The following is a 26,325-nucleotide window of genomic DNA, read 5'->3' as shown; positions in this document are numbered from 1 at the left end:
CCTAACCGGCGCAGCGCGCCGCAGACTCGGGAGAGCTTCATGCAGAACCTGTTTCCAGAAATCAAACCCTACGCCCGGCACGAACTGCCGGTCGGTGACGGTCACGTGCTTTATCTGGATGAAAGCGGCACTCCCGGTGGCCTGCCGGTGCTCTTTATACACGGTGGCCCGGGTGCCGGCTGCGATGGTTTGAGCAGACGCTTCTTCGATCCCAATCTTTACCGCATCGTTACCTTCGATCAGCGCGGCAGCGGCCGCTCGACGCCCCACGCCAGCCTCGAGAACAACACCACCGGACATCTGATCGCCGATATCGAGCGCATCCGTGAGTTTCTCCGCATCGACGGTTGGGTGCTGTTCGGCGGGTCCTGGGGCTCCACACTGGCGTTGGCCTACGCCCAGGCGCATCCGGAGCGGGTGCAGGCGTTGATCCTGCGCGGCATCTTTCTCTGCCGTCCGCAGGACCTGCACTGGTTCTATCAGGAAGGTGCCAGCCGACTGTTCCCCGATTACTGGGAAGACTTTCTCGCGCCGATTCCTCCCGAGGAGCGCGGTGACTTGATGCAGGCGTTCTACCGGCGTCTGACTGGCAACGACCAGATCGCCCAGATGCATGCCGCCAAGGCCTGGTCATGCTGGGAAGGTCGAACCGCCACGCTGCGCCCGAACCACCAGGTGGTCGAGCGCTTCACCGATGCCCACCGAGCCCTTTCGCTGGCGCGTATCGAATGCCATTACTTCGTCAATCGGGCGTTTCTCGAGCCGGACCAGCTGCTGCGCGACATGCCCAAAATCGCTCACCTGCCAGGGATCATCGTGCATGGCCGCTATGACCTGATCTGCCCGCTGGACAATGCCTGGGCGCTGCACAAGGCCTGGCCCAACAGCAAGCTGCATATCATCCGTGAGGCCGGCCACTCGGCGTCCGAACCCTGCATCGCCGATGCGCTGGTGCGCGCCGCGGCGGACATTGCCCACCGGCTGCTCGATCTGCCGCCTGCGGACGCCTGATGAAAGGCTTGCTGCAGCGGGTCCGCCAGGCGCGGGTGGAAGTCGCGGGTGAGGTGGTCGGCTCGATCGACCAGGGCTTGCTGGTACTGATCGGTGTGGAGCGCGGCGATGATGCGGCGCGTGCCGACAAGCTGCTGCACAAACTGCTCAACTACCGCGTCTTCAGCGACGAGGCGGGCAAGATGAATCGCTCGCTCAAGGATGTCGGTGGCGGCTTGCTGCTGGTTTCCCAGTTCACCCTCGCCGCTGATACCCGCAGTGGTTTGCGCCCGAGCTTTTCCTCCGCCGCACCGCCGGATGAGGGCGAGCGCCTATACGACTACCTGGCCGAACGGGCGCGCGCCAGCCATCCACAAGTGGCCTGCGGGCGCTTCGGCGCCGACATGCAGGTTCATCTCGTCAATGACGGTCCGGTGACCTTCCTGCTTGAGACCTGAACGCGGCTCAGAGCAGCAACCCGACCCGTTGCCGCTTCGGCAGGCGGGCAACCACCAGCTGGTGTGAGCGCGTCAGCAACTCCTGCAGCTCCGCCGTACCGACGATGCCGGGATCGTTCACGCTGACCCAGCGCGCACGCGCCAGATAGGGCGCCGGACGAAAGCCCGGGCGATCGCAGAAGCCGAGAAAACGGTCGTCGTCGACCTTGAACGCCAGCGCGCCGTCGCCGGACAGATGCAGGGTGGCGAACATCTTGCGCTCGCCCAGCGAAAAGACATGCACGCCGCCCCACTGCACGCGCTTGCGCGCGCCGGGCAGCTGCAGGCAGAAACGTTCGATGTCGTCGACGCTCATCACCGCTTTCCTGTAAGCCTGAAAAGCCAGCAGTCTAGCCGTCTCGCGAAGCCGTGTGGCCGCTCAGCGGCGCGACGGCTCGAGGCCCTTGTCGTGCAGCCAGGTGATGGCGTACTCGCGTAGCTGGGTGGCTTGGTAGAGCAGCCAGCGTTCGCGGATGCGTGGGAAGTCCTCGAGTTTGAAATCGAAGGTGCGCAGCGGCCTGCGGCCGGACAGCGCATCGCTCAGCACGGCGTGCGCAACGTGCGCGTCCGGATCGTGGATGGTGAACAGAAAGGCCTCGCGCATCGCCAGCGACTGGGCCAGGTCCAGGCGCTCGATGTGCAAGTAGCGGTCGGGTTGGACGTCGTACTTCTCCTCGGCTCCGGGCGCGGGGTCTCCAGGGAACACCGCGTGGATCTCCCCGGTTTCCTGGTCGAGGTAGTACTCGGCAGCATCGCGGCTGTCGAGCGCGTATTCGAGGCGGTCGAGGTCGATGGTCAGGGGGCGCATTAGGGCCTTACAAAAAAAAAGGGGTTCAGCATCTCTGACTATGGCGCAGCGAAGGGGTGCGCGACGTTCATCGGACCGTGATTCAGGCCCGCTCGGCTGCCTCTTGTGTGGTCCGGGTTGGCTGGGATGTTTGCTCCAGTTCGGGTGAGGACGTCTCGCCGCGGCCCATGGTGCGGCGGAAGCCGCTCACCGCTTCGCCCAGGTTGCTGCCCAGGCTGCGCAGGCGCCGGCTGCCGAAGAGCATGAGGACGATGAGCAGGATGATGAGCAGTTGCCAAATGCTGATGCCGCCGAAGCAGCGTTTCGAGACCTCGATGAGCTGGTGAGTCCTCAGAACAGCCGTGCCAGCAGCGCTGGGACGGCCGTCTCGACGCGCAGGATGCGCTCGCCCAGTTGCACCGGCGCGAGGCCGGCGGCAGCGAGCTTTTCCACTTCATAGGGAATCCAGCCGCCTTCTGGGCCGATGGCCAGGGTCACCGGCTCGTTCAGGGCGCGAGGGCAGGGCGGATAGTCGCCAGGGTGGCCGGTCAGGCCGAGACTGCCAGCCGCCAGGGCGGGCAGGCGATCCTCGACGAAGGGCTTGAAGCGCTTCTCGATGATCACCTCTGGCAGCAGGGTATCGCGGGCCTGTTCGAGGCCGAGCATGAGCTGCTCGCGGATCGCAGCCGGCTCCAGGAAGGGGGTCTGCCAGAAGCTCTTTTCCACCCGGTAGCTGTTGAGCAGTACCAGGCGCGGCACGCCCATCGCGGCGACCGTCTGCAGCACGCGGCGCAGCATCTTGGGACGCGGCAAGGCGAGCAGCAGGATGAGGGGGAGCTTGGCCGGCGGCGGCTGGTCGAGGCTGATCTCGAGTTCGGCTTCCTGCTCGTCCAGGCGTAACAGGCGCCCTTCGCCCATCAGCCCGCCGAGCTGGCCGACCCGCAGGGTCTGACCGACCTCGGCCTCGTGGACCTCGCGCAGATGCCTGAGCCGTCGGTCGCGCAGGACGACCCGGTCGCCCGCCACATGGTCGGCGGGCTCGAGCAGCAGCAGGTTCACGGGCGCGGTGCGGGCGGTTGGCTACCGTTGGCCGCAGGGTCGGCTTCTTCGGCCGCCTGTTGCTTCTTGGCAACCATGCTGCCGCAGATGACACCCATCTCGAACAGCAACCACATCGGCACGGCGAGCAGCGTCTGCGAGAAGACGTCGGGTGGCGTCAGCACCATGCCGACGCCGAAACAGCCGACGATGACGTAGGGCCGGCTTTTGCGCAGCGTCTGCACGTCGACGATGCCGACCCAGATGAGCAGGAAGGTCGCCACCGGGATCTCGAACGCCACGCCAAAGGCGAAGAACAGCGTCAGCACGAAATCCAGGTACTGGCCGATGTCAGTCATCATCGCCACGCCCTGCGGGGTCACGCTGGCGAAGAAGCCGAACATGATCGGGAAAACCACGAAATAGGCGAACGCCATGCCGGCGTAGAACAGAACGATGCTGGAGATCAGCAGCGGCACCGCGATGCGCTTCTCGTGCTTGTACAGCCCAGGCGCGATGAAGCCCCAGATCTGGTGCAGGATCACCGGCATCGAGAGGAACAGCGCCACCATCAGGGTGAGCTTGAAGGGCGTCAGAAACGGCGAGGCGACGCCCGTGGCGATCATCGTCGCGCCTTCGGGCAGGTAGGCGCGCAGCGGCGCGGCCACCAGGGCATAGATTTGCTGGGAGAAATAGAACAGGCCGCTGAACAGCAGCAGGATCGCCACCACGCAGCGCAGGATGCGCTTGCGCAGTTCGGTCAGGTGGGCGACCAGGGGCATTTCCTGATCATCGTTGGCTCTGTTGGTCATGGTTCAGGCGATCTGTCCGGACGTGGAGCGGGCGCGGTCGGTTCTGGAACCGGTGCGACGTCTTCTGTCTCTGCTGGCTTGGCCTCGGGCGCGCTGGAAGGCGGCATGATGCTCTGCTTCATTTCCCGCTCAAGGTCGAGGATGCGCTCGTTGTGCAGCTGCCGGCGGATCTCGTCGGCACCGATCTCCCGCTCAACCTCTGCCTTGATGGTGCTGAAGCTGCGCTTGAGCCGGCCGATCCACAGGCCGGCAGTACGCGCGGCGCCTGGCAGCCGCTCAGGGCCGAGCACCAACAACGCCACCAGACCGACCAGCATCAGTTCGGTGAAACCTACGTCGAACATCGCGGCGGACCCCGGTTAGTCTTTCTTGACCGGCTCGTCGACCTTGCGGGCTTCGGCATCGATGGTGTGTGGGCGCTTTTCCTCGACGCTGGGCTTCTCGTCCTCGGTGCCCATGGACTTGCGGAACCCCTTGATCGCGTCGCCAAGGTCCGAGCCCAGCCCTTTGAGGCGCTTGGTGCCGAACAGCATGACCACGATGAGGAGGACGATCAGTAGTTGCCAGACGCTAATGCCACCTAAACCCATGATGATATCTCCGGAAGATGAATCAGGTTTGCGGGCGCGCGGCCTTTTCCGCGTGCCCAGAGAGGCCAAAGCGGCGATCCAGTTCGTCCAGCACGGCCTGTGGGTGCTGGCCAAGGGCGGCGAGCATCACCATGCTGTGGAACCAGAGGTCCGCAGTTTCGTATATCAGATCGCTGCAATCGCCGCTGCTGGCGGCGTCCTTGGCGGCCAGGATGGTTTCCACCGACTCCTCGCCGACCTTTTCCAGAATCTTGTTCAGACCCTTGTCATACAGGCTGGCCACATAGGAGCTGTCCGGCGCCGCGCCCTTGCGGGCTTCCAGCACCTCGGCCAGACGGGCGAGCGTGTCATTCATGGGCGTGCCCTGCATAGATGGCCTGCGGATCCTTGAGGACCGGCTCGACGGTTTTCCAGTCGCCGTCCTGGTAGACACGGTAGAAGCAGCTCTCGCGTCCGGTGTGGCAGGCGATGCCGCCGACCTGCTCGACCATCAGGATGACCACGTCGGCGTCGCAGTCGAGCCGCAGTTCATGGAGCTTCTGCACATGGCCGGACTCCTCGCCCTTGCGCCATAGCCTGTCACGCGAACGTGACCAATAGATGGCACGGCCTTCCTGCGCGGTCAGTTGAAGGGCTTCCCGGTTCATCCAGGCCATCATCAGCACGCGCCCGCTTTGCCAATCCTGGGCGATCGCCGGCACCAGGCCGTCGTCGTTCCAGTTGATTTCGTCCAGCCAGTTCATCGCAATCTCCGCTAGAAGGCCAAGTGTGCCAGTGCGCTGCGCGGCTGGCTATCTGCGCACGACGATGAACAGTCCGGTTACCAGCATCACCCAGGCGGGCCAACTGGCGGCAGCGGCAAAACCATTTGTCCCGGCCGCGAGGGTCGCACCGCTGCCGATCAGTACGGCCCCGATCAGCCGCAACGGCCAGCCGTGATGGCGCTCGCGCCACGGCGGTGGCGGGTTGTGGGCGTGCGGGTGGGCCATGCGCTCGAGCAGCTCACGGGTCATCCCGGCCAGATGGGGCAGCTGTTCGATCTGCCCGTGCAGGTTCTTGACCAGTTGCTTGGGGCTCAGGCGCTCACGCATCCAGCGTTCCAGATAGGGCTGGCCGGTCTTCCACAGGTCCAGTTCGGGATAGAGCTCGCGGCCCAGGCCCTCGATGTTGAGCAGGGTCTTCTGCAGTAGAACCAGCTGCGGCTGGACTTCCATGTTGAAACGCCGCGCGACCTGGAACAGGCGCACCAGCAACTGACCGAAGGAGATGTCCTTGAGCGGTTTCTCGAAGATCGGCTCGCAAACGGTGCGAATGGCCGCCTCGAACTCGTTGACCTTGGTTTCGGCCGGCACCCAGCCCGAGTCGATATGCAGCTGCGCCACCTTGCGGTAGTCGCGCTTGAAGAAGGCCATCAGGTTGCGGGCCAGGTAGTCCTGGTCCTCGGGCGTCAGGCTACCGACGATGCCGCAATCCACCGCGATGTACTGCGGATCCCATGGCTGGCGGGTGCTGACGAAGATGTTGCCCGGATGCATGTCGGCGTGAAAGAAGCTGTCGCGGAAGACCTGGGTGAAGAAGATCTCCACGCCGCGCTCGGCGAGCTTCTTCATGTCGGTGCGCTGATCGGCCAGGGCCGCCATGTCGGTCACCGGAATGCCGTAGATGCGCTCCATCACCAGCACCTTCGGCCGGCAGTAGTCCCAATACACCTGCGGCACGTAGAGCAGCTGGGAGTCTTCGAAGTTGCGCTTGAGCTGGCTGGAGTTGGCCGCTTCGCGTAGTAGGTCGAGCTCGTCGTAGATGGTTCTCGCGTAGTCGTCGACCACCTCCACCAGGTGCAGGCGGCGCGCTTCGGTGGAGGCGCGCTCGGCGGTCTTGGCGAGCACGAACAGCCAGGCGATGTCCTGGGCGATCACGGGCCGAAGGTTCGGTCGCACCACCTTCACCACCACTTCCTCGCCGCTGCGCAGCTTGGCGGCGTGGACCTGCGCGACGGAGGCCGAGGCCAGCGGCTTGCTGTCGAAGCGGGCGAATACTTGAGTCACCGGTGCCCCCAGCTGTTGCTCGATCAGCGCGATGGCCTTGTCCGAGTTGAACGGCGGAACACGGTCCTGCAGCATCGCCAGTTCTTCGGCGATGTCCGGCGGCATGAGGTCGCGGCGGGTGGACAGGAGCTGGCCGAACTTGATGAAGATCGGCCCCAGCCCTTCGAGGGCCAGGCGCAGGCGCGCGCCACGGCTGAGCGTGGTGCGCCGGCGCGGTATCCAGCGCCAGGGCAGCAGGTAGCTCGTCGCACGCAGCCACCAGGGCATCGGCAAGTCGAGAATGATGTCGTCGAGGCGGTAGCGGATCACCACCAGCAGGATGCGGAACAGGCGGCGGGTGGCGGCGAACAGCTTCATTCTTCGGCGTCGTTGGCGGTGAGAGGGTGGGCGAGGCGGTGATGACGGGCCTCGAGTCGATCGAGCCGCAGCTTGAGGTCGTCCAGTTCGGCGAAGCGTGCCTCGGCCTCGGCCGTACCGACCAGGCTGCGGCTTTCCTCGGCCAGGTAGTCGGCCAGATCGCGGCGCAACGTCTCGGCGCTGCCACGTGCCCAGCGTGCCTGGCCGCGGACGCTCGAACCAATCAGCTGTGCGCCCACCGGGCCGAGCCAATGGGAGAGCGAATACTCCCAGTCCAGATCGAGGTCCTGCAGCACGTCGGCGAGGCTGGTCAGGGCATGGGTGTCGCCTTCCAGCGCGACATCATCGGCGTGCAGCACGGCGGTCTTGTTGCGGCTGACGGCCAGCTGCAGCAGGCGCGAGGCCGGTGCGGTCAGCCGGCAATCGGGCTCGGCCGCCCAGTTCGAGGCCAGACGCAGGCCCTGCTCGTCGGCGAGGATGAACAGGCTCAGCGCGGGTGCGCTGCAGCGTACTTCGATGACCTTGCCGGCGAGGCAGCCCAGGCGTGGCAGAGCCGTGGTGTCCATTCGCAACACCCGGTTCAGGCCGGTCTCGACGCTGGCGAGCAGGGCGGCGCGCAACATCAGGGTTTGATGCCGCGGTGAAGGGCGACGATGCCGCCGGTCATGTTGTGGTAGGTGACGCGCTCGAAGCCGGCTTCGGCCATCATCGACTTGAGGGTTTCCTGATCGGGATGCATGCGGATCGATTCGGCCAGGTAGCGGTAGCTCTCGGCATCGTTGGTGATCAGCTTGCCCATCATTGGCAGCAGGCTGAACGAATAGGCGTCGTAAGCCTTGGAGAACAGCTGATTGGTCGGCTTGGAAAACTCCAGTACCAGCAGCCGGCCGCCGGGCTTGAGCACGCGCAGCATGGAGGCGATGGCGTCCTCCTTGTGGGTCACGTTGCGCAGACCGAACGCGATGGTCACCACGTCGAAATGGTTGTCAGGGAACGGCAACTTTTCGGCATCGGCCTGAACGAACTTCACGTTGCCGGCCACGCCCTTGTCGAGCAGCCGATCGCGGCCGACCTTGAGCATCGAGGCATTGATGTCGGCCAGAACCACCTCGCCGGTGGGGCCGACGATGCGCGAGAACTGACGGGTCAGATCGCCGGTGCCGCCGGCGATGTCGAGCACGCGGTTGCCGTGGCGGGCGCCGGACAGCTCGATGGTGAAGCGCTTCCACAGGCGGTGCACGCCAGCGGACATCAGGTCGTTCATCAGGTCGTACTTGGCTGCCACCGAGTGGAAAACCTCTGCGACCTTCTGCGCCTTCTGGCTCTCGGGCACGCTCTGGTAGCCGAAATGGGTGATGCCGTCTGCGTCTGGCTCTTTACGGGGATCGGTCATGTCACTGTCACCGGAAGAATGTGCCGGCATTCTAAACCTAAAAGGCTGCGCTTTTGCCCCACCTCGTGCGTCGCCGTCGCCGAGCGGCCCGGCGCGCCTGTCGATGGGCGAGAGGGCGCGGCTTTTTGACCTGGGAAAAGGCGAGTCACCTGGATCGGCGTCGTGCGTTGTCGCAGGCAGGAAGCGCGGTGGAACGCCGCAGAGACGTGCACATGGAGTGGCGGGGCAGGGCGCGTCGTGGAGCGCTGGGGAGAGAGCGATCCGGAGGTACTGGCGCTCGGTGTCGAGCGCCAGGATCCCTCACGTCAGAGCATCAGCTTGACTGGAGAGACCTGGGGGTCGCGGGACTTGCCGGCAGCCGCCAGTTCTTCGAGGTAGGCCGCCCAGAGCGCATCCTGCTGGGTGGCCAGCTTTTCCAGGTAGTCCCAGGTGAACAGGCCGCTGTCGTGCCCATCGCTGAAGGTAAGCTTCAGCGCGTACTGGCCGGCCGGCTCGATATGGGTCAGCCCGACGCCGAGCTTGCCGGTCTGCAGGATGGGGCTGCCATGACCCTGGACCTCGGCCGATGGCGAATGCACGCGCAGCAGTTCGGCGCTCAGGGTGTAACTCTCGTCCGGACCGTACTTTAGGGTCAGGGTCTTGGACGCTTTGTGCAGTTCAATCGCGACGGGAATGCGCATTTGGAGCTCCGTGGCCGTGCGCAGAACAGGGCCTGGTCTGTGCACGGCGGCTGCGGTTAGAGGATGTAGCGCGACAGGTCTTCGTCCTGGGCCAGCTCGCCGAGGTGGCTGTTGACGTAGTCGGTGTCAATACGGATCGGTTCGCCGTTCTGCTGGCCGGCCAGATCGGCGGCGCTGAAGGATACCTCTTCCAGCAGTCGCTCTAGCAGGGTGTGCAGCCTGCGCGCACCGATGTTTTCGGTTTTCTCGTTGACCTGCCAGGCGATCTCGGCGAGCCGCTTGATGCCGTCTTCGGCGAATTCGACGTGCAATCCTTCGGTTTTGAGCAATTCACGGTACTGCTCGGTGAGCGACGCGTGGGGCTCGGTGAGGATGCGCTCGAAGTCTTCGGGCGACAGCGCCTTGAGCTCGACCCGGATCGGCAGGCGACCCTGCAGCTCGGGCACCAGGTCGCTGGGCTTGGAGAGGTGGAAGGCACCGCTGGCGATGAACAGGATGTGGTCTGTCTTGACCATGCCCAGCTTGGTGTTGACGGTGCTGCCTTCGATCAGCGGCAGCAGGTCACGCTGCACGCCTTCGCGGGATACATCGGCGCCGCTGGTGTTGCCGCGCTTGGCCACCTTGTCGATCTCGTCGATGAAGACGATGCCGTTCTGCTCCACCGCTTCGAGCGCGCGAGCCTTGAGTTCTTCCTCGTTGACCAGGCGGGCCGCTTCCTCGTCGCGAACCATCTTCAGCGCATCCTTGATCTTGAGCTTGCGCGATTTCTTCTTGCCCTTGCCCATGTTGGAGAACAGGTTCTGCAGTTGACTGGTCATTTCCTCCATGCCGGGCGGAGCCATGATTTCCACGCCGGCGGGCGTTTCGGCCACTTCGATGTCGATTTCCTTGTCGTCGAGCTGGCCTTCACGCAGGCGCTTGCGAAACAGCTGGCGGGTATTTGAGTCATCGCTGCGGGTCGGTTCCTCGCTGAAACCCACCGGGCGGGCGGGCGGCAGCAGAGCGTCGAGGATGCGCTCTTCGGCGGCATCCTCGGCGCGATGGCGCATCTTGTGGACTTCCTGTTCGCGCAGCATTTTCAGCGCGGCGTCGGCCAGATCGCGGATGATCGACTCGACGTCGCGTCCGACATAGCCCACCTCAGTGAACTTGGTCGCCTCGACCTTGAGGAAAGGCGCGTTGGCGAGTTTGGCCAGGCGTCGGGCGATCTCGGTCTTGCCGACCCCGGTGGGGCCGATCATCAGGATGTTCTTGGGTGTGACTTCCTGGCGCAGCTCGGTAGGCAGCTGCATCCGCCGCCAACGGTTGCGCAGGGCGATGGCGACGGCGCGCTTGGCGTCGTCCTGGCCGATGATGTGGCGATTGAGTTCGTGGACGATCTCGCGGGGCGTCATGGACATGCGGGTACTCCGGAGCGGGAAACGGTTCTCATGGCCGGTCAGACCGCGGAATCCAGCTCTTCAATGGTCAGGTTCTGATTAGTAAAGACGCAGATGCTGCCGGCGATGTTCAACGCGGCTTCGGTGATGTCCTGGGCGGACAGCGTGCTGTCGCCCTTCTGCATCAGCGCCATGGCGGCCGCCTGGGCGAAGCCGCCGCCCGAACCCATGGCGATCAGGTCGTCCTCGGGCTGCACGACGTCGCCGTTGCCGGTGATGATCAGGGAGGCGTCCTTGTTGGCTACCGCAAGCATCGCTTCGAGGCGGCTGAGGGAGCGGTCGGTGCGCCAGTCCTTGGCCAACTCGACGGCGGCGCGCACCAGATGGCCCTGGTGCTTCTCCAGCTGTCCTTCGAAGCGCTCGAACAGGGTGAAGGCGTCGGCCGTCGCGCCGGCGAATCCGGCCAGGACCTGGCCGTGATAGAGGCGCCGGACCTTCTTGGCGTTGCCTTTCATGACGGTATTGCCGAGCGATACCTGGCCGTCGCCGCCCATGACGACTTTGCCGTTGCGGCGTACTGAAACGATGGTGGTCAAGGTGAAATCTCCACGCAGCGGGGCGATGAATGCCCGAATGCCTGGGGATATGGGGACGCGGTCGGCAGGCTTCAAGGATGATCCGTCATCCGGGTGCCTGCCGACCGGGCGGGGCTAGCGGCCCTGGCGCTGCTGCAGCAGCAGGTTCTTGTAGCCGCTGGCGGCGAGGGTCTTCTGCGCCTGGGAAAGCTGCTCGCGATTGCCGTACGGGCCCACCAGCACGCGGTGCCAGGTTTCGTTGTTGACGGTGCCGGCCTCGACCCGCACGTCGTTGCCGAGCAGGATGATCTGCGCGCGGACGCGATCGGCATCCTCCTTCTTGCGGAACGAGCCGGCCTGCAGGAAGTACTGGGTCACCGGCGCCTTGGCGACGGTGGGCGGTGGAGGCGGCGTCTGCCCGTTGAGCGCGGCCTCGGCGCGGGCGGCGTCGATTCGGGCGGCTTCCTCAGGCGTCACCGCTGGTGTCTGTGTGGCCGGCGGCGTGGCATCCGGCGGCAGAATGACTTCCGACTCCGGCAGCAGCGTATAGAAGTCGTACTTGGGCTTGGCTGGCTCGGGCTTGGTGGCCCTCTTGGGCTGTTCCTTGCTGGCCTGCCTCGCGTCTTCCTTGACCCGTTTGACCTGATCGTCACCGGGCTCGAGCTGAGTCAGGAAAACCACGAAAGCCCCGATCACCAGTCCGCAGACGAGCCATATCCAGCCCGGGATGGGTTTTTTCGAGGGGGCTTGATAGCGACTGGCGCCGCGCTTGGGCGCCGCTTTCTTTTTTGCTGCCACTTACATCCGCTCCAGAGGTTCCAGGCCGAGCAGTTCCAGCCCCTGCTTGAGCGTGCGGCCAGTCAAGGCGGCCAGACGCAGACGGCTCTGCTTGCGGGTTTCGCTGTCCGCCGCAAGTATCGGGCAATGCTCGTAAAAGCTGGAGAACAGCCCGGCGAGATCGTACAGATAGCTGCACAGCAGGTGTGGGACGCCCTTCTCGCCGACATTGTTGAGCGCGTCGCCGAATTGCGCGAGCTTGGCGGCCAGCGCCTGTTCCTGCTCGGCCTCGAGCTGGATCTGCCCGCCGATCTCGTCCACGCCCTTGCCCAGCTTGCGGAACAGGCTGGCCACCCGGGTATAGGCGTAGAGCAGGTAGGGCGCGGTATTGCCCTCGAAGCTCAGCATCTGCTCGAAGTTGAAGCTGTAATCGCTGGTGCGGTGCTTGGACAGGTCGGCGTACTTGACCGCGCCGATGCCCACGGCGCGCGCGATCTGGCGCAGCTCGGCCTCGTCGAGGTCGGCGTTCTTGCCCTTGACCAGCGTGTAGGCGCGCTCCTGGGCTTCGTCGAGCAGGTCGATCAGCTTGACCGTGCCGCCGTCGCGGGTCTTGAACGGGCGGCCGTCGGCGCCGTTCATGGTGCCGAAGCCCATGTGCTCGAGCTGTATGCCCGGGTGCACGAAGCCGGCGCGACGGGCCACTTCGAACGCCATCTGGAAATGCAGCGCCTGGCGCTGGTCGACGAAGTAGAGCACTCGATCGGCCTTGAGCACCTGGCTGCGGTAACGCATGGCCGCCAGGTCGGTGGTGGCGTAGAGGTAGCCGCCACCAGCCTTCTGCACGATCACCGGCAGGGGGTTGCCTTCGGCGTTCTTGAACTCGTCCATGAATACGCACTGGGCGCCGTCGCTTTCGCTGAGCAGCCCCTTGTCGCGCAGGGCATCGACGATGCCGGGCAACTCGTCGTTGTAGGCGCTCTCGCCGCGTACGTCGGCGGGGCTCAGGCGAACGTTGAGGCGGTCGTAGACCTTCTGGCAATGAGACAGGGAAATGTCGTTGAAGCGATTCCACAGCCGCAGGCATTCGGCATCGCCGGCTTGCAGCTTCACCACCAGGGCGCGGGCCCGGTCGGCGAATTCGGTGCTCTCGTCGAAACGCTTCTTGGCGGCGCGGTAGAACTCTTCAAGGTCCGACAGCTCGCTTTGCGCCGCGACCGGACATTCTTCCAGGTAGGCCAGCAGCATGCCGAACTGGGTGCCCCAGTCGCCCACATGGTTCTGCCGGATGACCTCGTCGCCGAGAAACTCCAGGACCCGGCCCACGCCGTCGCCAATGATGGTCGAGCGCAGGTGGCCGACGTGCATTTCCTTGGCCAGGTTCGGAGACGACAGGTCGATGACGACTTTCTGTGCCGGGCCGGCCTTGCGCACGCCCAGATGCTCGTCGGCCAGTGCCGCTTCCAGTCGCTCGGCCAGTGCGGCGCTGTTCTGGAAGAAATTGAGAAAGCCCGGGCCCGCGATCTCCACCTTGGTAATTCCTTCATCGGCCGGCAGCGCGGCGATGATCTTCTCGGCCAAGTCGCGCGGCTTCATGGCGGCAGGTTTGGCCAACATCATCGCGATGTTGCTGGCGAAGTCGCCGTGGCTCTTGTCCTTGGTGTTCTCCACCTGGATCGTCGGGGTCAGCCCCTCGGGCAGCACGCCTTCGCCGACGAGGCGGTTCAGGGCTTGCTGGATCAGTTGGCGGATGCTGTCTTTCATCGGATAAGGCCTTGCCTGCGGACGCGGTAAACCCTGCATTATCCGCAGCCCGGGGCCGGTTGCCAATGCACGAGGGTACGGAGCGGGGCGTGGCCTTCGACCGGTGGTGCGTCGTGGCCGCCGTCCGCGCGGCTAGAACAGGTCGATCGGGTCCACGTCCAGCGACCAGCGCACCGTACGGCTGTCGGGCAGTTGCTCGAGCAGCGGCAGCCAGGCGGCCATCAGGCGATGAAGCGGCGCGCGTGCGCTGGCCTGCAGCAGCAGCTGTGCACGGAAACGCCCGGCGCGCCGCTCCATGGGCGCCGGCACTGGTCCGAGCAGCTCGACGCCGCCAAGCAGCAGCGCGCCCAGCAGTCCTTCGGCTTCGGCGCAGGCGTCATCGAGGAAGGCTTCCGCCTGGCCCGGCTTGTGGGCCTCGGCGCGCAGGAGCGCCAGGTGGCTGAACGGCGGCAGGCCGGCGGCCCGCCGTTCGGACAGGGCCTGCTCGGCGAAGGCGAAATAGCCCTGTTCGGTCAGCTGCACCAGCAGCGGGTGGTCCGCCAGGTGGGTCTGGATGATCACCTGGCCCGGCTCCTCGGCGCGCCCTGCACGGCCGGCGACCTGCAGGATCAGCTGCGCCATGCGTTCGCTGGCACGAAAGTCGGCGGAAAACAGCCCGCCATCGGCATCGAGAATGGCGACCAGGGTCACCCGGGGAAAGTGGTGGCCCTTGGCGAGCATCTGCGTACCGACCAGCAGGCAGGGCTCGCCCCGGTTGATGGTCCCCAGCAGCTGGTCCATGGCGCCCTTGCGCGCGGTGCTGTCGCGGTCGATGCGCAATACCGGGTAATCGGGAAACAGCACCGCCAGGCGTTCCTCGGCGCGCTCGGTACCGGCGCCGACCGGCCGCAGATCGACGTGTCTGCAGCTGGGGCAATTGCTCGGCGGGCGTTCGCAGTGGCCGCAGTGATGGCAGCGCAGCTCGTTGTGGCGCTGATGCAGCGTCATCCGCGCGTCGCAGCGCGGGCATTGGCTGAGCCAACCGCAATCGTGGCACAGCAGTGTCGGTGCAAAGCCGCGGCGGTTGAGGAACACCAGCACCTGCTGACCGGCAGCCAGCGTCTGCGCCATGGCCTGCTGCAACGGTCCGGATATGCCCGAATCGAGTGGGCGGCTGCGCACGTCGAGACGGTGGAACTGCGGCGGCTGTGCGCCGCCGGCGCGCTCGGTCAGTTTGAGCAGGGCATAGCGACCGCTGTGGGCGTTGTGCAGGCTTTCCAGCGAAGGGGTGGCGGAGCCGAGCACGATCGGCAGGTTTTCCTGTCGGGCACGTACCACGGCGAGATCGCGGGCGTGGTAGCGCAGACCTTCCTGCTGCTTATAGGAGGCGTCGTGCTCCTCGTCGATGATGATCAGTCCAGGGTTCTTCATCGGCGTGAACAGCGCCGACCGGGTGCCGATGATGATGTCCGCCTCGCCATCGCGTGCTGCCAACCAGGCATCGAGGCGCTCGCGGTCGTTGACGTTGGAATGCAGCAATGCGATGCGCGCGTTGAAGCGACGCTCGAAGCGGGCCAGCGTTTGCGGACCGAGATTGATCTCTGGGATCAGCACCAGCGCCTGTCTGCCCGCCGCGAGCACCTGATGGATCAGCTGCAGATAGACTTCGGTCTTGCCGCTGCCCGTCACCCCGGCCAGCAGGAATGCCTGGTAGCCGCCCAGGCCTGCGCGTACCGCTTCGACGGCCAGACGCTGCTGGGGGTTGAGCGTCAGCTCCGGCTGCAGCAGCCAGCTGCCATGGTGCTCGGCCGGTGCATACCGGCGCACCTCCATGCGCAGCAGCCCCTTTTGCCGTAGCAGGTCGAGGCTGTCCTTGCTCAGCTGCAGTTTCGCCAGCAGCGCGTGGGCGACGCCATGAGGATGCTGGGCGATGGTCTTGAGCGCCTCGCGTTGACGTGGCGCGCGCGCCAGGCGTGGGTCGTCGACGCGCGCGCCCTCGGCCAGATGCCAGAAACGCTCCTGGCGTGCCTCGGCCGGCTCGCCCTGGCGCAGCAGGGTGGGCAGGGCCCAGCTGAAGGTATCCCCCAGGCTGTGCTGGTAATACTGGGCGGTCCACAGGCAGAGCTTGAACAGCGCGGCCGGCAGCGGTGGCTGGATATCGAGCACTTCCAGCGCCGTCTTGAGTTTGGCCTCCGGCACATCGCTCTGGTCGGTGATTTCCACCAGCACGCCGATCACCTCCCGCCTGCCGAACGGCACGCGCAGCCGCATGCCCGGTTGCAGCGCCGTACGCGGCACGCTGTCTGGCGCCCGATAGTCGAACAATCGGCGCAGCGGCGAGGGCAGGGCGAGGCGTAGGATCGGGATAGGCACGCGGGCGGTCCTTGGAGGCGAGGCGCGATCTTAGCAGCGATGCCGGGCGTGGCGCAGAGGCTGTCGGCCGATCGTCGCTGCGGCCCTTGCATCGTGCCTTTGCTCTGGTATCATTCGCGCCCTTAATCCGTGCGGTGCTCGACATAGGGTCGGGTGGCGGCACATCAGACGTGAGGATTCATCATGAAAGCCGATATCCATCCGAACTACCAAGAAATCGAAGCCACCTGCAGCTGCGGCAACGTCATCAAGACTCGCTCCACGCTGGGCAAGAACATGAACCTGGACGTGTGCTCCGAATGCCACCCGTTCTACACCGGCAAGCAGAAAGTGCTGGATACCGGCGGCCGTATCGACCGCTTCAAGCAGCGCTTCGGCGTATTCGGCGCCAAGTAAGCTTGGGCCGAGACGAAAAGCCGATGGGCTTCTTCGTTACAGCGACACTGAAAAAGGCGCCCCTCGTGGGCGCCTTTTTCGTTTGTCTGTCATCTGCGGTCCAGGCGTCCTGTCCTGCGCCCGGCCCCCTGCCACAGGTCGAGGTGGCGCGGGTGGTGGATGGCGACACCCTGCGCCTGGCCGACGGGCGCAGCGTTCGGCTGATCGGGCTGAACACGCCGGAGCTCGGCGGTGGCGGGCGGGCAGAGGAACCCTTCGCCGTGCTGGCGCGGCGAGAACTGGAGGCGCGGGTCCGGGCTAGTGGCGGGCGCGTCGGGCTGCAGATCGGCGCCGAGGCGAAAGATCGCTACGGACGTGCCCTGGCCCATGTCTACGACAACAAGGGTGCGAATTTGGAAGCGGCGCTGCTTGGTGAAGGTCTTGGTTACTTCGTTGCCCAGGCGCCCAACGTCGATCTCTGGCAATGCCACCAGGCAGCCGAGCGGCAGGCCCGTGACGCGGGCCGTAACCTCTGGCGAGCACCTTCCGTTCTTGCGCCGGACTCCCTCGCGCAGGCGGGCTTCGCGTTGATAGGTGCACGGGTGGAGCGTGTCGAGCGTAACCGTGGCGGGGTGTGGCTCGAGTTCGAGGGGCCGGCTGTCCTGCATATCGCCAGGCAACATCTGGGCCGTTTCGATGCCGCTGAGCTTGATGCTCTCGTCGGTCGCCGCGTTCTGGCACGCGGTTGGGTGATCGATCGCAAGGGCGCCGCTGCGGGCCAGGCCCGCTGGATGTTGCCTATTTCCCATCCGTCAATGCTCGAGCTGCGTCCGTGAGGTTCTGCGGACTAATGGCGTGACGTTTGTTTGTTCGGCGTGCCCAGGTGATACCAGGGTTCGGAGATCGGTCATAACGTGTTCTCTCTGGCTGCTGGCGTGCCCGTGGCGCCTGGGCTGCGGCGGTGGCAACCTTGTTAGGGTCCACCTTCTTGCGTATGCTCGACCGCCTGTCTGTTCCAGTAAAACAAGCGGAATGCCAACATGACCGACCTGAAAACTGCCGCGCTCGAGTACCACTGCCAGCCCCGCCCCGGGAAGCTGAGTGTCGAGCTGACCAAGCCCACCGCGACCGCGCGTGACCTGTCCCTGGCATACAGCCCCGGTGTAGCCGAGCCCGTACGTGAGATCGCTCGCGATCCGGAGCTGGCCTACAAGTACACTGGTAAAGGCAACCTGGTCGCAGTCATTTCCGATGGTACGGCGATTCTTGGCCTTGGCGATCTCGGCCCGCTGGCTTCCAAGCCGGTAATGGAAGGCAAGGGCGTCCTGTTCAAGCGCTTCGCTGGCGTCGACGTCTTCGACATCGAAGTCGATGCAGAAAGCCCGCAGGCCTTCATCGACACCGTCAAGCGCATCTCCATCACCTTCGGCGGCATCAACCTCGAAGACATCAAGGCGCCCGAGTGCTTCGAGATCGAGCGCGCCCTGATCGAACAGTGCGACATCCCTGTCTTTCACGACGACCAGCACGGCACCGCCATCGTGACCGCGGCTGGCATGCTCAATGCGCTGGAGATCGCTGGCAAGTCACTGGAGTCGGCCAAGATTGTCTGCCTGGGCGCCGGTGCCGCTGCCACGTCCTGCATGAAGTTGCTGGTGAGCATGGGCGCGAAGATCGAGAACATCTTCATGATCGACCGCAAGGGCGTGATCCATGCCGGGCGCGACGATCTGAACCAGTACAAGGCGGTGTTCGCCCACGAAACCGACAGGCGCACCCTGTCCGATGCGCTGGACGGTGCCGACGTGTTCGTCGGCCTTTCCGGGGCCAATCTCTTGAGCCCGGAAAACCTCAACCGCATGGCGCCCAACCCGGTCGTGTTCGCCTGCTCCAACCCGGATCCGGAGATCAGCCCTGAGCTGGCCCACGCGACCCGCTCCGACGTGATCATGGCGACCGGTCGTTCCGACTACCCGAACCAGGTCAACAACGTGCTGGGCTTCCCCTTCATCTTCCGTGGCGCACTGGACGTACGTGCCAAGCGCATCAACGAAGAGATGAAGATTGCCGCGGCGCTGGCCCTGCGTGATCTGGCCAAGCTGCCCGTACCGGCCGAAGTCGCCGCAGCCTATGGTGTCGAAAGCCTCGAATTTGGTCGCGAGTACATCATTCCGAAGCCGATGGATCCTCGTCTGATTACCCTGGTGTCCGATGCGGTCGCCAAGGCAGCGATCGAGACGGGTGTGGCCACGCTGCCCTATCCGAAGCACTATCCGCTTCAGTCGGTAAACGATGTGTTCAACGGCTGATCGTCGATAGACATGAAAAACCCCGCTGATGCGGGGTTTTTTTGTGCCTGCTATCTGGCTGGCGGCTAGAACAGGTCCAGCGGTGCGGCTTCGGATTCAGGCAGTGGAGTGCCGGGGATCTGGAAACCGCCATCGAACTCGCCCATGGAAGGCGGCGAATCCTCGTACTTGAACAGCTCGAAATACGCGTCCGGCGTGCCAGGCGACGCAGCGCGACCGCTGACCGGATCGATGCGCAAGGTCGTAATGCCTTCGGGTTCGGGTGGCAGGTGCTCAGGCCGCCCTTCGAGTACTGCCGACATGTAGTTCATCCAGATCGGCAGGGCGACCGTACCGCCGTACTCGTTGCGCCCCAGGCTTTGGGGTTGATCGAAGCCGGCCCATACGGTGGTGACGAAGTCGGCGTTGTAGCCGGAGAACCAGCTGTCGATCGAATCGTTGGTGGTTCCGGTCTTGCCGGCGATATCGCCACGGTTCATCGCCAGTGCACGGCGCCCTGTACCCTTCTTGATCACGTCCTGCAGCATGCTGGTCATGATGTAGGCGGTGCGTTCGTCGATCACCTGCTCGGAGGCGATCGGCGCCTGTGCGTCCGGGTCGTCTGCCGCGGCGTGCTGGGCGGTTTCGATGTTGGGGGAGGGTTGCTCCGTGACGCCGACCCGTGGCGGGTTGGCCTGGAAAATCACCTTGCCTTCGCGGTCTTCGATTCGCTCGATCAGGTAAGGCTGGATCTTGTGACCGCCGTTGGCGAAGGCCGTCCAGCCGGTGGCGATTTCCATCGGCGTCAGGGTGGCGGTGCCCAGCGCCAGCGAAAGATTGCGCGGCAAATCCTGGCGGTTGAAGCCGAAGCGGGTGATGTAGTCGATGGCGTAATCGATGCCGATGGTCTGCAGCATCCGGATCGAGACCAGGTTGCGCGACTTGTACAGGGCCTCGCGCATGCGAATAGGTCCGAGGAACGTGTTGTTGTCGTTCTTGGGGCGCCAGACGCGATCCATTCCTTGCTCGGTAAAGACAATGGGGGCGTCGTTGACCATGCTTGCGGCGGTGAAGCCGGCGTCCAATGCAGCGCTATAAATGAAGGGCTTGAAGCTCGAGCCGGGCTGTCGCTTGGCCTGGATGGCTCGGTTGTAGCTGCTCTGGTCGAACGAGAAGCCGCCGACCAGGGCCTCGATCGAGCCATCCTCCGGGTCCAGCGATACCAATGCCGCCTGGGCGGCCGGTATCTGGCTGAACAGCAGGTTATCGTCCTGCATGCGCACGCGAATCACGTCGCCTGGCTTGACCACATCGGCCGGGCGCTGTGGGCGGGGACCCAGGCTGTTGGTCGCCAGGTGCGGGCGGGCCCATTTCATGCTGTCCCAGGTTATCGGGTGTTCCGTGCCGTCGCGCAGCAATACCATGATGCCGCTGTTCTCGACCTGGCTGACCACGGCGGGCAGCATGCCGGAGACGGCGCGGCGCTTGCCCAGTTCGGCAAGCCACTCTTCGCGGGATCTGCCTTCCAGCTTGGCCTCTGGCCCGCGGTAACCGTGGCGCTGGTCATATTCGATCAGTCCGGAGTCGAGTGCGGTGTTGGCGGCCAGTTGGCGCTCGCTGGTAATGGTGGTGTAGACCCGATAGCCCTCGGTGTAGGCGTCGCTGCCGAAGCGGCCGACCATTTCGGCGCGGGCCATCTCGGCAATATAGGCAGCGTTGAGTTCCGGTGTGGCGAAGTGATACTTGGCATCGACCGGCTCGGCGAGTGCCGCTTCATAGCGCGCCTGATCGATGGTGCCCAGGCGATGCATACGCCCCAGAATCCAGTCGCGGCGCTCTTTGGAGCGCGTCGGGTTCACCAGGGGGTTGAATGCCGATGGCGCTTTTGGCAGACCGGCTATCATCGCCATCTGTGCGAGGCTCAAGTCTTTGATGGATTTGCCGTAATAGACATGAGCGGCCGCTTCGATCCCGTAGGCGCGGTTGCCCAGGTAAATCTTGTTTACGTACAGCTCGAGGATTTCATCTTTGCTCAGCGCGCGTTCGATCTGTAGCGCGAGCAGAATTTCGTTGATTTTCCGGGAGAAGCTCCGCTCGCTGGTGAGGAAGTAGTTCTTGGCGACCTGCATTGTGATGGTGCTTCCGCCCGTCTGGATCTGCCCACTCTTCAATATTTGCGTGGCAGCGCGCATCAGGCTGGTCAGCTCGACGCCATAATGGTTCGCAAAGTTGTCATCCTCTGCCGCCAGCAGCGCATGGATGAAGTCCTTCGGGATCTCATCGAAGCGAATCGGTGACCGGCGCATTTCCCCGAACTCTGCGATCAGCTTTTCATCATTGCTGTAGACCCTCAGCGGGATCTGGAGCTGAATGCTGCGCAGTGCGTCGACGGAAGGAAGGTTGGGGCTTAGATAAAGGAAGGCACCGCTCAAACTGAGCAGCAGTCCGCAGAAAACAGCTAAGCCAGACCAAAGGAAAAACTTCAGGAAACGCATCAAGGTTCTTGGGGTTCCAGGTGGATAAAGTGAGTGCTGCCGGAGGCGATGCTGAAAGGGAAAAACCGTTCACATTATAAGCGGTTTTTTTGCTGGGGAGCCATTTGCGCTTCTGTCAAGACTGTTATCTAATGTGGAAAAACATAATTAATCCGTAAGTACCGGATTCAGATAGGAAATCGGTCGTGCTAGGGCTCTTCACTAAGAAAGCGAATACGCTGCTTGGGATCGATATCAGTTCGACCTCAGTCAAGCTCCTCGAATTAAGCCGCTCCGGCAGCCGCTACAGGGTAGAGGCCTACGCCGTGGAGCCGCTTCCCCCAAATGCGGTCGTCGAAAAGAACATCGCCGAACTCGAAGGTGTCGGTGAGGCGCTTGCGCGCGTCCTGAGCAAGGCCAAGACTGGCGCCCGCTCGGTGGCCGTGGCGGTGGCCGGTTCAGCGGTGATCACCAAGACCATCGAGATGGAGGCGGGTCTGTCCGACGATGAGCTGGAAAACCAGCTGAAGATCGAGGCGGACCAGTACATTCCCTATCCGCTTGAAGAAGTGGCGATCGACTTCGAAGTCCAAGGCTTGGCGCGTACGCCTGAGCGGGTCGAAGTGCTGCTCGCTGCATGCCGCAAGGAGAACGTCGAGGTGCGCGAAGCTGCCCTGGCGCTTGCGGGGCTGACGGCAAAAGTAGTTGACGTCGAGGCCTACGCACTGGAGAGAGCGTACAGCCTGCTCGATGCCCAGCTCGGTGGCAGTCACGACGAACTCACCGTTGCGATCGTCGATATCGGCGCAACCATGACGACCCTGAGCGTGTTGCACAACGGGCGCACCATTTATACGCGCGAACAACTGTTCGGCGGCCGTCAATTGACCGAAGAGATTCAGCGCCGCTATGGCTTGTCTACTGAAGAAGCCGGTCTTGCGAAAAAGCAGGGAGGCCTTCCAGACGACTACGACAGCGAAGTGTTGCAACCGTTCAAAGAGGCGGTCGTTCAGCAGGTGTCCCGCTCGCTGCAGTTCTTCTTTGCGGCCGGCCAGTTCAACGATGTCGATTACATCCTGCTTGCCGGCGGTACGGCCTCGATTCCGGACCTCGATCGGCTCATTCAGCAGAAAATCGGGACCCAGACTCTAGTCGCCAATCCTTTTGCCGATATGGCTTTGAGCAGCAGGGTCAACGCCGGCGCGCTGGCCAGTGACGCGCCCGCTTTGATGATTGCCTGTGGCCTGGCGATGAGGAGTTTCGACTGATGGCGCAGATCAACTTACTTCCCTGGCGCGAACAGCTGCGTGAAGAGCGAAAGCAGCGCTTTCTGGTCACGCTGGTGGGCGTGTTCGTCGTATCGGCCGGGCTTGTCTTCCTGGGCGATCAGTACCTCGAAGGTGCCATCAGCCAGCAGCAGGCCCGCAACGACTTCGTGCGCAAGGAAATTGCCGTCCTTGATGCGCGAATCAAGGAGATCAGTGAACTCAAGCAGCGTCGTCAGCAGTTGCTCGAGCGGATGAAAATCATCCAGGACCTGCAGGGCAATCGCCCGATCATCGGGCGCGTATTCGACCAGTTGGTACGGACGCTTCCCGACGGCGTGTATTTCACCGGACTGAAGATGACTGGCAAGAACATTGCCATCGTAGGTGCGGCCGAATCGAACAACCGCGTCTCGAATCTGATGCGTAACCTCGATGGCTCCGAGTGGCTGCAGGCGCCGAACCTCAATGAGGTTAAGGCTGTGACTGCGGGCGCAGTAGAGCAAGCCAATGTCTTTCAACTCACCGTGCAGCAAACGCAGCCAGTGGTCGCTACGGAAGGAGCCAAACAATGAGCTTGGCTGAATCTCTGGAAAGTCTGCGCAAGGTCGACCTTGCCGACTTGGATCTGAATAATCTGGGCTCCTGGCCTGCGCCAGTAAAATTCATTACGTGCATTCTTCTGCTTATTGCAGTGCTGGCGCTGGGATACAACTTTCATCTGAAAGATATGCAGACTCGGCTCGAACAAGAGCAAGCCCAGGAAGAAACGCTGAAACAACAGTTTTCCACCAAGGCGTTTCAGGCTGCGAATCTCGAAGCGTATATCGAGCAGATGAAGGAGATGGAAACCTCCTTTGGCGCAATGCTGAGGCAATTGCCCAGCGATACCGAAGTGCCTGGATTGCTCGAAGATATAACCCGTACCGGTCTTGGTAGCGGCTTGGAGTTCGAAGAGATCAAGTTGCAGCCCGAGGTAGCTCAGCAGTTCTATATCGAGTTGCCCATCGAGATTAAAGCGGTTGGTAATTACCACGACCTGGCAACCTTCGTCAGTGGTGTTGCTAGCCTGCCGCGAATCGTCACGTTGCATGATTTCGAGCTGAAGCCGGAAAGCGCCGAAACCACCTCACGGCTGCGGATGAGCATCCTGGCCAAGACCTATCGTTACAACGACAAGGGGGCGCAGCAATGAACAGCGTCCGTTTGATTGCACTCAGTCTTTCTTTCGCCGTGCTCGCCGGCTGTGGTGGCAGCTCAAGCTTCTCTGATCTGCAGGCGTACATGGATGAGGTAAGGGCCAAGCCCAAAGGTTCGATCGAGCCGTTGCCGGCCTTTCAGCCCTACGAAGCCTTCACCTATAGCGCTTCCGCACTGCGCAGTCCGTTTCAGCCGCCGGTCAAGATCGACCTCGCCCGACAGCAGAAAGGCTCCAAGGATATCCATCCCGACGAGACGCGCATCAAGCAGTTCCTTGAAGGCTTCAATATCGAGAACTTCACCATGGTGGGCTCGCTATCCAACGAGGGTGGCATGTTCGCTCTGGTCCAGGGCGCTGGCGGCGTACATCGGGTGCGAGTCGGTGATTATCTTGGGCGTAACCATGGGCGTGTCGTTTCCATCAACGAAGCCACTGTAGATGTGCTTGAGATCGTGCCTGACGGGGACGGTGGATGGCTTGAGCGTCCCCGTAGTTTGACCCTGAAAGAGCGCTCCTGAGCGCGGGATAAATAATGGAAAACCTATACCGGTCTGCACAACGGAAGCCTCTTATGAACAGCACCCTATCTCGCCTCGGTTTGTCCATGCTGGCGGTCTTCATATCGCCCGCGCTGCTCGCAGCCAACCTGACAGCTCTCGACGTGGCGTCGCTACCCGGGGATCGTGTCGAGCTCAAGTTGGGCTTCGACGAGCCTGTCGCAAATCCTCGTGGCTACACCATCGACCAGCCGGCGCGTATTGCGCTCGACCTGCCTGGCGTTTCGAACAAGCTCGGCGCGAAGAATCGTGAACTTGGCGTAGGCAATGCCCGCAGTGTCACGGTTGTCGAAGCCAAGGATCGTACGCGCGTCATCGTCAACCTGACCTCGCTGGTCCCGTACTCGACCCGAGTCGATGGCAAGAACATGTACGTGGTGCTGGGTGAAAGTGCCGCTGCACCGGCTGCGGTTTCCGCTACGCCCGTCGCGGCTCCGGTTGCGGCGCCGACGCCTGTGGTGCGCGCTCCGGTAGGTAAGGCCATCAGCAATATCGATTTCCAGCGCGGGGAAGATGGCGCGGGTAACGTCGTTATTTCATTGTCCGATCCGTCGGTCAGTCCGAGCATCGAAGAGCAGGGTGGCAAGATCCGCGTTTCCTTCGCCAAGACTCAGCTGCCTGAAGCCTTGCGTGTGCGTTTGGACGTCCAGGATTTCGCGACGCCGGTGCGCTTCGTCAATGCTTCCAGTAAATCCGACGGTGCCGATATCGTCATCGAGCCGACTGGCTTCTACGATTACCTGGCCTACCAGACGGACGACAAGCTGACCATCAGCATCAAGCCGTTGACCCAGGATGACATGGAAAAGCGCAAGGCCGAGCGGTTCGCCTATTCCGGCGAGAAGCTGTCCTTGAACTTCCAGGACATCGATGTACGTTCGGTGCTGCAGCTGATTGCCGACTTCACGGATCTCAACCTGGTTGCCAGTGATACTGTCCAGGGCAACATCACCCTGCGTCTGCAGAACGTGCCTTGGGACCAGGCGCTGGACCTGGTTTTGAAGACCAAGGGCCTGGACAAGCGTCAGGTGGGTAACGTCCTTCTGGTTGCGCCAGCCGACGAAATCGCTGCGCGTGAGCGTCAGGAACTCGAATCCAAGCGTCAGATTGCCGAGCTGGCTCCGTTGCGCCGCGAAGTGGTTCAGGTGAACTACGCCAAGGCTTCCGATATCGCCAAGCTGTTCCAAACCGTGACCAGCAGTGCAGGACAGGCTGATGATCGTGGTTCGATCGCCGTAGATGATCGCACCAACAACATCATCGCCTACCAGACCCAGGAGCGCCTAGACGAGCTGCGCCGTATCGTGACTCAGCTGGATATCCCGGTTCGTCAAGTAATGATCGAGGCGCGGATCGTCGAGGCGAACGTCGATTACGACAAGGCCTTGGGCGTGCGTTGGGGTGGCAGCCTGACTGCGGGTAACGCCGCCATCTACGGTAAAGACGGTGCCACTACTTTCGACTCGGACAGCGGCCGTGCTTATTTGCCTGGTACGGACACGGTAGGCAATTTCACTGCTAGCGATGGCGTCGCTCCGGTTCCGTTTGTTGACATGGGCGTTGCCAACAGCACCGCGGGCCTTGGTATTGGATTCATCACCAACAATCTGATACTTGACCTGCAACTGTCTGCGATGGAGAGGACCGGTAACGGTGAAATCGTGTCGCAGCCGAAAGTCATGACGGCTGACAAGGAGACCGCCAAGATCCTGCGTGGCTCGGAAATTCCCTACCAGGAAGCCAGCTCCAGCGGCGCGACCTCGACGTCGTTTAAGGAAGCGGCCCTTTCGCTGGAAGTGACACCCCAGATCACCCCTGACAACCGTGTGATTCTTGAGGTCAAGGTGACCAAGGATGAGCCGGACTTCCAGCGCGCCGTGAACGGTGTGCCTCCGATCACCAAGAATGAGGTCAATGCCAAGGTGTTGGTGGCTGACGGCGAGACCGTGGTGATCGGGGGGGTGTTCTCCAACACCCAGACCCAGGGCGTCGACAAGGTTCCGTTCCTGGGTGACCTGCCTTACCTGGGTCGACTGTTCCGTCGCGACATCGTGTCCGATGCCAAAACGGAGCTGCTGATTTTCCTCACTCCGCGTATCCTGAATCACCAAGCTATCGCAGTGAGCCGCTGA

29 protein-coding genes are annotated in these 26,325 nt (G+C 63.3%); 10 read left to right on the top strand and 19 right to left on the bottom strand.

Features of this window, described 5'->3' with window-relative positions:
* Nucleotides 1-39 precede the first annotated feature (39 nt).
* Both pip and dtd read left to right on the top strand, forming a co-directional pair.
* Nucleotides 40-1,011 (top strand): prolyl aminopeptidase, encoded by a 972-nt coding sequence (gene pip / locus G7026_RS10515; protein WP_181070718.1) that lies wholly within the window; start codon nt 40-42, stop codon nt 1,009-1,011.
* The gene (gene dtd / locus G7026_RS10510) at nt 1,011-1,448 is read left to right on the top strand and encodes a D-aminoacyl-tRNA deacylase (protein WP_181070717.1); all 438 of its coding nucleotides are present in this window, start codon (nt 1,011-1,013) and stop codon (nt 1,446-1,448) included. Before pip ends, dtd begins: the two co-directional genes overlap by 1 nt.
* Before the next feature lie 7 nt (nt 1,449-1,455).
* Here dtd and G7026_RS10505 read toward each other — a convergent pair whose 3' ends face one another.
* From G7026_RS10505 to G7026_RS10420, 18 genes are all read right to left on the bottom strand, one after another.
* Nucleotides 1,456-1,803, bottom strand: a complete 348-nt coding sequence (locus tag G7026_RS10505; protein ID WP_181070716.1) for an MmcQ/YjbR family DNA-binding protein — start codon at nt 1,801-1,803, stop codon at nt 1,456-1,458.
* A 63-nt stretch (nt 1,804-1,866) separates the two neighbouring features.
* Nucleotides 1,867-2,295, bottom strand: a complete 429-nt coding sequence (locus G7026_RS10500) for a UPF0158 family protein (RefSeq protein ID WP_181070715.1) — start codon at nt 2,293-2,295, stop codon at nt 1,867-1,869.
* A gap of 82 nt (nt 2,296-2,377) precedes the next feature.
* Entirely contained in the window at nt 2,378-2,539 is a 162-nt protein-coding gene (locus G7026_RS22615; RefSeq protein ID WP_181070714.1) for a hypothetical protein, read from the bottom strand.
* An 86-nt stretch (nt 2,540-2,625) separates the two neighbouring features.
* Nucleotides 2,626-3,333 carry a 16S rRNA (uracil(1498)-N(3))-methyltransferase gene (locus G7026_RS10490; RefSeq protein WP_181070713.1) on the bottom strand — a complete coding sequence of 236 codons (708 nt, stop codon included), beginning with the start codon at nt 3,331-3,333 and terminating at the stop codon, nt 2,626-2,628.
* Nucleotides 3,330-4,124: a twin-arginine translocase subunit TatC gene (gene tatC / locus G7026_RS10485; protein WP_181070712.1), complete on the bottom strand. Its 795-nt coding sequence runs from the start codon at nt 4,122-4,124 to the stop codon at nt 3,330-3,332. The genes G7026_RS10490 and tatC overlap by 4 nt, the downstream gene beginning before the upstream one ends.
* Complete coding sequence (gene tatB, locus G7026_RS10480) at nt 4,121-4,468, bottom strand: Sec-independent protein translocase protein TatB (RefSeq protein ID WP_181070711.1); 348 nt, start codon at nt 4,466-4,468, stop codon at nt 4,121-4,123. The genes tatC and tatB overlap by 4 nt, the downstream gene beginning before the upstream one ends.
* 15 nt (nt 4,469-4,483) lie before the next feature.
* Complete coding sequence (gene tatA, locus G7026_RS10475) at nt 4,484-4,714, bottom strand: twin-arginine translocase TatA/TatE family subunit (RefSeq protein ID WP_181070710.1); 231 nt, start codon at nt 4,712-4,714, stop codon at nt 4,484-4,486.
* A gap of 22 nt (nt 4,715-4,736) precedes the next feature.
* Nucleotides 4,737-5,069, bottom strand: coding sequence for a phosphoribosyl-ATP diphosphatase (locus G7026_RS10470; RefSeq protein WP_181070709.1), 333 nt, complete (start codon nt 5,067-5,069; stop codon nt 4,737-4,739).
* A complete protein-coding gene (gene hisI, locus G7026_RS10465) occupies nt 5,062-5,457 on the bottom strand; it encodes a phosphoribosyl-AMP cyclohydrolase (RefSeq protein WP_181070708.1) in 396 nt (131 codons plus the stop codon). Before hisI ends, G7026_RS10470 begins: the two co-directional genes overlap by 8 nt.
* 48 nt (nt 5,458-5,505) lie before the next feature.
* Nucleotides 5,506-7,116 (bottom strand): ubiquinone biosynthesis regulatory protein kinase UbiB, encoded by a 1,611-nt coding sequence (gene ubiB, locus G7026_RS10460; protein WP_181070707.1) that lies wholly within the window; start codon nt 7,114-7,116, stop codon nt 5,506-5,508.
* A complete protein-coding gene (locus tag G7026_RS10455; RefSeq protein ID WP_181070706.1) occupies nt 7,113-7,739 on the bottom strand; it encodes a ubiquinone biosynthesis accessory factor UbiJ in 627 nt (208 codons plus the stop codon). The genes ubiB and G7026_RS10455 overlap by 4 nt, the downstream gene beginning before the upstream one ends.
* Nucleotides 7,739-8,509, bottom strand: a complete 771-nt coding sequence (ubiE, locus tag G7026_RS10450) for a bifunctional demethylmenaquinone methyltransferase/2-methoxy-6-polyprenyl-1,4-benzoquinol methylase UbiE (protein ID WP_181070705.1) — start codon at nt 8,507-8,509, stop codon at nt 7,739-7,741. The genes G7026_RS10455 and ubiE overlap by 1 nt, the downstream gene beginning before the upstream one ends.
* Nucleotides 8,510-8,814: 305 nt before the next feature.
* Entirely contained in the window at nt 8,815-9,189 is a 375-nt protein-coding gene (locus G7026_RS10445) for a gamma-butyrobetaine hydroxylase-like domain-containing protein (protein WP_181070704.1), read from the bottom strand.
* A gap of 56 nt (nt 9,190-9,245) precedes the next feature.
* Nucleotides 9,246-10,589, bottom strand: coding sequence for an ATP-dependent protease ATPase subunit HslU (gene hslU / locus G7026_RS10440; RefSeq protein ID WP_181070703.1), 1,344 nt, complete (start codon nt 10,587-10,589; stop codon nt 9,246-9,248).
* Nucleotides 10,590-10,627: 38 nt separating this feature from the next.
* Nucleotides 10,628-11,164, bottom strand: coding sequence for an ATP-dependent protease subunit HslV (gene hslV / locus G7026_RS10435; RefSeq protein ID WP_178079344.1), 537 nt, complete (start codon nt 11,162-11,164; stop codon nt 10,628-10,630).
* Between the two features lie 114 nt (nt 11,165-11,278).
* Nucleotides 11,279-11,941, bottom strand: coding sequence for an SPOR domain-containing protein (locus tag G7026_RS10430; protein WP_181070702.1), 663 nt, complete (start codon nt 11,939-11,941; stop codon nt 11,279-11,281).
* Entirely contained in the window at nt 11,942-13,681 is a 1,740-nt protein-coding gene (argS, locus tag G7026_RS10425) for an arginine--tRNA ligase (RefSeq protein WP_181070701.1), read from the bottom strand.
* Nucleotides 13,682-13,813: 132 nt separating this feature from the next.
* A complete protein-coding gene (locus G7026_RS10420) occupies nt 13,814-16,033 on the bottom strand; it encodes a primosomal protein N' (RefSeq protein ID WP_181070700.1) in 2,220 nt (739 codons plus the stop codon).
* Nucleotides 16,034-16,216: 183 nt separating this feature from the next.
* Here G7026_RS10420 and rpmE point away from each other — a divergent pair, with 183 nt between their 5' ends.
* The 3 genes from rpmE to G7026_RS10405 all read left to right on the top strand — a co-directional run bounded on the left by rpmE (nt 16,217) and on the right by G7026_RS10405 (nt 18,717).
* On the top strand, nt 16,217-16,429 hold the full coding sequence (gene rpmE, locus G7026_RS10415) for a 50S ribosomal protein L31 (protein WP_178079348.1): 213 nt from the start codon (nt 16,217-16,219) through the stop codon (nt 16,427-16,429).
* Between the two features lie 47 nt (nt 16,430-16,476).
* Nucleotides 16,477-17,244, top strand: coding sequence for a thermonuclease family protein (locus tag G7026_RS10410; RefSeq protein ID WP_375138200.1), 768 nt, complete (start codon nt 16,477-16,479; stop codon nt 17,242-17,244).
* A 204-nt stretch (nt 17,245-17,448) separates the two neighbouring features.
* The gene (locus G7026_RS10405; RefSeq protein WP_181070698.1) at nt 17,449-18,717 is read left to right on the top strand and encodes a malic enzyme-like NAD(P)-binding protein; all 1,269 of its coding nucleotides are present in this window, start codon (nt 17,449-17,451) and stop codon (nt 18,715-18,717) included.
* A gap of 65 nt (nt 18,718-18,782) precedes the next feature.
* Here G7026_RS10405 and G7026_RS10400 read toward each other — a convergent pair whose 3' ends face one another.
* Nucleotides 18,783-21,191, bottom strand: coding sequence for a penicillin-binding protein 1A (locus G7026_RS10400; RefSeq protein WP_181070697.1), 2,409 nt, complete (start codon nt 21,189-21,191; stop codon nt 18,783-18,785).
* Between the two features lie 185 nt (nt 21,192-21,376).
* Between G7026_RS10400 and G7026_RS10395 the strand changes: the two genes are divergently transcribed.
* Genes G7026_RS10395 through pilQ form a run of 5 tightly spaced genes read left to right on the top strand, consistent with a single transcriptional unit; the run spans nt 21,377 to nt 26,325 of the window.
* Nucleotides 21,377-22,438: a pilus assembly protein PilM gene (locus G7026_RS10395; RefSeq protein WP_181070696.1), complete on the top strand. Its 1,062-nt coding sequence runs from the start codon at nt 21,377-21,379 to the stop codon at nt 22,436-22,438.
* On the top strand, nt 22,438-23,010 hold the full coding sequence (gene pilN / locus G7026_RS10390; protein WP_181070695.1) for a type 4a pilus biogenesis protein PilN: 573 nt from the start codon (nt 22,438-22,440) through the stop codon (nt 23,008-23,010). The genes G7026_RS10395 and pilN overlap by 1 nt, the downstream gene beginning before the upstream one ends.
* Nucleotides 23,007-23,630, top strand: coding sequence for a type 4a pilus biogenesis protein PilO (gene pilO / locus G7026_RS10385; protein ID WP_181070694.1), 624 nt, complete (start codon nt 23,007-23,009; stop codon nt 23,628-23,630). Before pilN ends, pilO begins: the two co-directional genes overlap by 4 nt.
* The gene (gene pilP, locus G7026_RS10380) at nt 23,627-24,154 is read left to right on the top strand and encodes a type 4a pilus biogenesis lipoprotein PilP (RefSeq protein ID WP_181070693.1); all 528 of its coding nucleotides are present in this window, start codon (nt 23,627-23,629) and stop codon (nt 24,152-24,154) included. The genes pilO and pilP overlap by 4 nt, the downstream gene beginning before the upstream one ends.
* Nucleotides 24,155-24,207: 53 nt before the next feature.
* Entirely contained in the window at nt 24,208-26,325 is a 2,118-nt protein-coding gene (gene pilQ, locus G7026_RS10375) for a type IV pilus secretin PilQ (protein ID WP_181070692.1), read from the top strand.

This window comes from Stutzerimonas azotifigens, assembly GCF_013522725.1.
Taxonomy (GTDB): Bacteria; Pseudomonadota; Gammaproteobacteria; order Pseudomonadales; family Pseudomonadaceae; genus Stutzerimonas; species Stutzerimonas azotifigens_A.
The sequence above is the reverse complement of the archived record's forward strand: the minus strand, read 5'-3'. Positions and strand labels throughout refer to the sequence as shown.

What these genes read in the sequence shown, in the direction of transcription:
- pilQ (WP_181070692.1), top strand. Translation starts at nt 24,208, where the DNA reads ATGAACAGCACCCTATCTCGCCTCGGTTTGTCCATGCTGGCGGTCTTC.
- G7026_RS10505 (WP_181070716.1), bottom strand. Translation starts at nt 1,803, where the DNA reads ATGAGCGTCGACGACATCGAACGTTTCTGCCTGCAGCTGCCCGGCGCG.
- hslU (WP_181070703.1), bottom strand. Translation starts at nt 10,589, where the DNA reads ATGTCCATGACGCCCCGCGAGATCGTCCACGAACTCAATCGCCACATC.
- G7026_RS10455 (WP_181070706.1), bottom strand. Translation starts at nt 7,739, where the DNA reads ATGTTGCGCGCCGCCCTGCTCGCCAGCGTCGAGACCGGCCTGAACCGG.
- G7026_RS10470 (WP_181070709.1), bottom strand. Translation starts at nt 5,069, where the DNA reads ATGAATGACACGCTCGCCCGTCTGGCCGAGGTGCTGGAAGCCCGCAAG.
- G7026_RS10405 (WP_181070698.1), top strand. Translation starts at nt 17,449, where the DNA reads ATGACCGACCTGAAAACTGCCGCGCTCGAGTACCACTGCCAGCCCCGC.
- tatB (WP_181070711.1), bottom strand. Translation starts at nt 4,468, where the DNA reads ATGTTCGACGTAGGTTTCACCGAACTGATGCTGGTCGGTCTGGTGGCG.
- ubiB (WP_181070707.1), bottom strand. Translation starts at nt 7,116, where the DNA reads ATGAAGCTGTTCGCCGCCACCCGCCGCCTGTTCCGCATCCTGCTGGTG.
- G7026_RS22615 (WP_181070714.1), bottom strand. Translation starts at nt 2,539, where the DNA reads ATGCTCTTCGGCAGCCGGCGCCTGCGCAGCCTGGGCAGCAACCTGGGC.
- rpmE (WP_178079348.1), top strand. Translation starts at nt 16,217, where the DNA reads ATGAAAGCCGATATCCATCCGAACTACCAAGAAATCGAAGCCACCTGC.
- pilP (WP_181070693.1), top strand. Translation starts at nt 23,627, where the DNA reads ATGAACAGCGTCCGTTTGATTGCACTCAGTCTTTCTTTCGCCGTGCTC.
- ubiE (WP_181070705.1), bottom strand. Translation starts at nt 8,509, where the DNA reads ATGACCGATCCCCGTAAAGAGCCAGACGCAGACGGCATCACCCATTTC.
- pip (WP_181070718.1), top strand. Translation starts at nt 40, where the DNA reads ATGCAGAACCTGTTTCCAGAAATCAAACCCTACGCCCGGCACGAACTG.
- hisI (WP_181070708.1), bottom strand. Translation starts at nt 5,457, where the DNA reads ATGAACTGGCTGGACGAAATCAACTGGAACGACGACGGCCTGGTGCCG.
- pilN (WP_181070695.1), top strand. Translation starts at nt 22,438, where the DNA reads ATGGCGCAGATCAACTTACTTCCCTGGCGCGAACAGCTGCGTGAAGAG.
- tatA (WP_181070710.1), bottom strand. Translation starts at nt 4,714, where the DNA reads ATGGGTTTAGGTGGCATTAGCGTCTGGCAACTACTGATCGTCCTCCTC.
- argS (WP_181070701.1), bottom strand. Translation starts at nt 13,681, where the DNA reads ATGAAAGACAGCATCCGCCAACTGATCCAGCAAGCCCTGAACCGCCTC.
- pilO (WP_181070694.1), top strand. Translation starts at nt 23,007, where the DNA reads ATGAGCTTGGCTGAATCTCTGGAAAGTCTGCGCAAGGTCGACCTTGCC.
- dtd (WP_181070717.1), top strand. Translation starts at nt 1,011, where the DNA reads ATGAAAGGCTTGCTGCAGCGGGTCCGCCAGGCGCGGGTGGAAGTCGCG.
- G7026_RS10400 (WP_181070697.1), bottom strand. Translation starts at nt 21,191, where the DNA reads ATGCGTTTCCTGAAGTTTTTCCTTTGGTCTGGCTTAGCTGTTTTCTGC.
- tatC (WP_181070712.1), bottom strand. Translation starts at nt 4,124, where the DNA reads ATGACCAACAGAGCCAACGATGATCAGGAAATGCCCCTGGTCGCCCAC.
- G7026_RS10500 (WP_181070715.1), bottom strand. Translation starts at nt 2,295, where the DNA reads ATGCGCCCCCTGACCATCGACCTCGACCGCCTCGAATACGCGCTCGAC.
- G7026_RS10445 (WP_181070704.1), bottom strand. Translation starts at nt 9,189, where the DNA reads ATGCGCATTCCCGTCGCGATTGAACTGCACAAAGCGTCCAAGACCCTG.